The organism is Moorena sp. SIO2C4 (assembly GCF_010672485.1).
Lineage (GTDB): Bacteria > Cyanobacteriota > Cyanobacteriia > Cyanobacteriales > Coleofasciculaceae > Moorena > Moorena producens.
The window spans coordinates 1-4051 of the sequence record NZ_JAAHGN010000698.1 but is presented as its reverse complement, the minus strand read 5'-3'; the positions used below and the strand labels follow the sequence as shown (position 1 = coordinate 4051).

At 38.2% G+C, this 4051-nt stretch carries 5 protein-coding genes; all 5 read right to left on the bottom strand.

The window, feature by feature from the left end:
• Positions 1 to 565: spondin domain-containing protein (locus F6K20_RS27440; protein WP_287296782.1), on the bottom strand; the 565-nt coding region annotated here is incomplete at its 3' end.
• A 48-nt stretch (positions 566 to 613) separates the two neighbouring features.
• Positions 614 to 895: a hypothetical protein gene (locus F6K20_RS27435; protein ID WP_287296781.1), complete on the bottom strand. Its 282-nt coding sequence runs from the start codon at positions 893 to 895 to the stop codon at positions 614 to 616.
• An 80-nt stretch (positions 896 to 975) separates the two neighbouring features.
• On the bottom strand, positions 976 to 1347 hold the full coding sequence (locus F6K20_RS27430) for a hypothetical protein (protein ID WP_287296779.1): 372 nt from the start codon (positions 1345 to 1347) through the stop codon (positions 976 to 978).
• Between the two features lie 251 nt (positions 1348 to 1598).
• A complete protein-coding gene (locus F6K20_RS27425; protein ID WP_287296777.1) occupies positions 1599 to 1976 on the bottom strand; it encodes an ectoine synthase in 378 nt (125 codons plus the stop codon).
• A gap of 52 nt (positions 1977 to 2028) precedes the next feature.
• The gene (locus F6K20_RS27420; RefSeq protein WP_287296775.1) at positions 2029 to 3147 is read right to left on the bottom strand and encodes a fatty acid desaturase; all 1119 of its coding nucleotides are present in this window, start codon (positions 3145 to 3147) and stop codon (positions 2029 to 2031) included.
• Positions 3148 to 4051 lie beyond the last annotated feature (904 nt).

The window sequence follows — 4051 nt, the reverse complement described above, 5'->3', positions numbered from 1 at the left end:
TGATCACACCTTTTTCATCGATACCAGTGTTTGGTTGAAAATCAATTAAAGGAACTGGGCCAACGCCTACTGCATTAAATCTATCTTCGTCATTCACTTCGGTACCAGCATCCAAAATTTCAGTTCCAGAAATGATAAAGCTAGTAGGAACAAAATTACCTGCATCGTCAAATATCTGATGTTCGATAGCATTTTCGTTACCGAAAAAAGCATCATTGCTAGGAAGGATCATCGAAGCGTAGCTAAAATACTTACTACCAGGAATACTATTGTCAATAGAAACTATCGTTGACACGATATCGCCTGGGAATAAATCTAGGAAAGGATCTGGAGTTGTCCCAATTAACCCTTGGGCAAACCCACCTTCTGTATCGTTAAAATCTTCCATCAGGTCTTCAGCATTACCGTCTTCAGCTAATCTCTCAATAGCTATTGATGCAGGGGAATTCAAGTCAAATGTATCAAATCTACCATCATGAATACCAAACCAGAGTGGACTAAACAAGGTACCATTTCTTGGTGCTAGATTTTCGACAGTGATTTTTAATTTGAATTGATTATCCATAATTAATCTCCTAATCAACACAATTTGGATAATTTATAAAGCAAGAACTTAAACTTTTTTGTTGAAATAGTTAAGTCTTGATATTTTTCCTTGAACCGGATCATCAATGCCTGAATCATTGTATGCATCACCCCTCTTATCAAGAAGATCAAAAATACTTGCATTCTTTCTTAGCGCTAGCGGTAATTGCTTTTGGAACGCCCATCCGTGATTGCATAGGCCGCTATTTTTTAAGCATTGTTCAGAATTACTATGACATAGAGTTTGTGCATCTATGGTAAAAGCATTCACACCACAGTTCGCAACAGAAATAAAAATGGTGGGTGACACTACAAGTTTTATGACTACCTACAATATTTATTCAAGCTTCATACACCCTAGCATAAAAAATGTGTCAGTTGCGGGCGATCCTAAATTTCTCCTTCAAAGCAGAGAACACCAACCCCCCGACTGTAGTCCATGGCTCCCCAGCTTTTAAAGGAACCTTTTAGACCCTTGAATTTACCGCCAGCTTCGACAATATTGTATTCGGTTTGAGCCATATATAAGTTGTCCTCAACTGGTGTATGTATTGATGTATCCTCAGTATAGAGATAGCTGCCATCATTGGTCACAAAGTAGTGTTTCAAGTCATATTTTTTCTTACCATCGGGCAAATCTTGTGACCCAGTTACTTTTGCGTAGACACCACCATCAAAAACTCCTGTCATTGCGACTGAAAAGTTTGATTCGTCAATTGCCCTAATGTTGGCAGTACCACCAATTGAAATCGTCTCAGACATATTATTATCCTGTATTTTTAAAGTTTGTCAAAATTGCCTTGATCCGCCTTCAGTGGAAGGCAAAAGTTATAGGGCAGAGGCTTGAGCGGGAAAGACTGGTATTAAATTTAGACTTCTTGCCTTCCGCCATTAGGCTTTAAAACCCCAGCTTGTGTAAGGTATCCACAATTAGTTGGGGTTTCAATTCCCATTTAATTGCCTTCTGCCTTAATTTAATGACTTATAAAAACTTAGGCAAAATTACAACCCCCTTAGTATTGTGAAGCAACATTATTTTTCAGGTTGTGGGACTCATGACCCTTTAAAGGTGGTGTGAAAACACATACGAGGCGCAAATTAGTCTTAGCCCGTAGGTAATGCTTATCATGCTGATCGAGAGCATACATAGTTCCCGGTTTTATGGGATAGATAACACCATCTGCTTCTACTTCACCTTCTCCTTCAATACAGTAGCAAGTTTCTTTATGATTTTTGTATTCCAGTAAAGACTCTGTATTGGCAGTAACAGTGGTGTCAGTAAGGGAATATCCCATAGAATCTTTTTCAATCAAGAATCTACGACTTCTCCCATTGCCCCATTCAATATCCCTTTCGGTGTTAATAAGTTTTTCCAATTCATTCACAATCATTTCATTAGTCTCCTATTAGCTAAAAAACGTTAGTTTGATGTCAATTACGTTATCAGTTGTTTGAAGATACCGAGGACGATAGCTTGAGCCAATCGAATGGCTTGCGCTGAAGCATAAAAGACATACCAGTTGCACCCGCAAATTTTTCAATATCAAGACCTTTTTCAGTTTTATCTACAGTTCCTTGACCTTGAAACAGACGATGAATGCGATAGCGAAAGTAGTTTTTCAGCAGTTTTGACACGCCAATATACTGCTGATAACTTCTTGAGTACAGTTCATCATCCAATCTGGGGAGTAAATACCAGGGACAGCTCATTAATCGATGATGGGCGTTGTGATAGTTATTGTTTAGAAATATTAATGAGCTTAGCCAAGACCAGCGCGGTGACAAAACCAGAGAATAGGTATTATTTTCGTCATATTTTTGACTATGTTTTGGTACCTTTCCATCTATGTGAAAAACCGAATAAGTGTGCTGAAAACACTCCAAAAATTGTATGATGTTAAGAAAACTAATATAGGCGATGAAATAGCAAATAATTCCACGGGGAGAATATATCGCTAAAGCTGTAAATAGGCTCCCTCGCAGCAGCAAAAGCAAGGCATTACGAAGGCGTTCGTCCCGGCGATTTTGACCGAGGAAAGGCGATAGGGCAATCATCCAGCGAAAGAGGAGATTAACTGCTGGAATGCATAGCCATTCTAGGAGAACAACCAGCCTCTGCACAGGCTTCGGTAGGGACTGTAGAAAATCAGACATGGAAAAGGGATGAAATGGAGAAAAGTCAGCTCGACGTACATGGTGAGCGATATGGTGACGAGCTACATTTGAGAAAACGCTATAGCAAGAGCCGGTGAGAAAAAGCATGATTTCACCAAACACCACGTTCAGACGATGAGAGGAGAAAATATTATGGTGAAAAAATTCGTGGAGGAATAAGGCAGCCCACGTTAGATTGTGTATTAGTAAGAGGACTCCCAGCAGATTCAACCACCAGATATTTGTTGTAATACAAAATAGTGAAAGTCCATAGCCAACTAATACGTAAGCTATAGCTACATAGCTTATCCAGTGATTGCGGTGGTTAACATAGAACTTCAAGTCAGGAATTTTCTCTAGCTCTATGTAGCTTGCGGTTACCTTTATATTGGTTGTAGGTATGGTCATATTTATAGTTCTTCCGTACTGAGTATGTTAAGTTTTAAGAAACTTGAGTGCTATTTAGCGTGACGCTCCTACACTTACGAGTAGGGTAAGTGTCAGGGCAACTCCATCTAAATTCTAGAAGCCTTACTCATAAAAGATTTAAAAATTAATTACCAAAAATACTTATCGTATTGTATAAATCTTCTATCTAGTAGGCATTTAAAAACAAGATGCGTTTCCCCTCGGGTAAGTGTATAATTTCAGGACTTATTAAGGCTATAAGCACTCATCATTCAGCTAATGCACTACCTGCTAAATTATGAGTGTTACTAGCTTATTTTTAAGTATCTATATACTTATCGGTCTAACTATCAAAAATTACGTAGTTGCCGAAATTTTGGCGGCGTTCAGCCAGGTTGGCGGGTAAAATAACCAAGGTAAATGCTTCATAAACGCTTAAAAACCTTCAGATAAAGAGCTTTAATGGGCTTATCATATCTAACTAGTTCTGCTTGCTGAACTACTTTGAATTGTAAAAGCACGCTCTTAGATAAATCAAGGCTTTTCTGTATTGCATACAGTCTTTGAAAAATCGACAATGCCGAAATTTTGGCGGCGATCAGCCAGGTTGCTGGGTAAAATAACCAAGGTAAGTGCTTCATAAACGCTTAAAAACCTTCAGATAAAGAGCTTTAATGGGCTTACCAAATCACCAAATCTAACTAGTTCTGCTTACTGAACTACTTTGAATTGTAAAAGCACGCTCTTAGATAAATCAAGGCTTTTCTGTATTGCATAAGACCTCTCCAAAAAACAAACTTATGGTAAAATAAGATAAAATTAATCACTTTTATCAACCTCAAAAACCATGAGCTACACTTGGAACTACATCCAAAAAAATCCTAAACAAACAAAAAGATTGCTA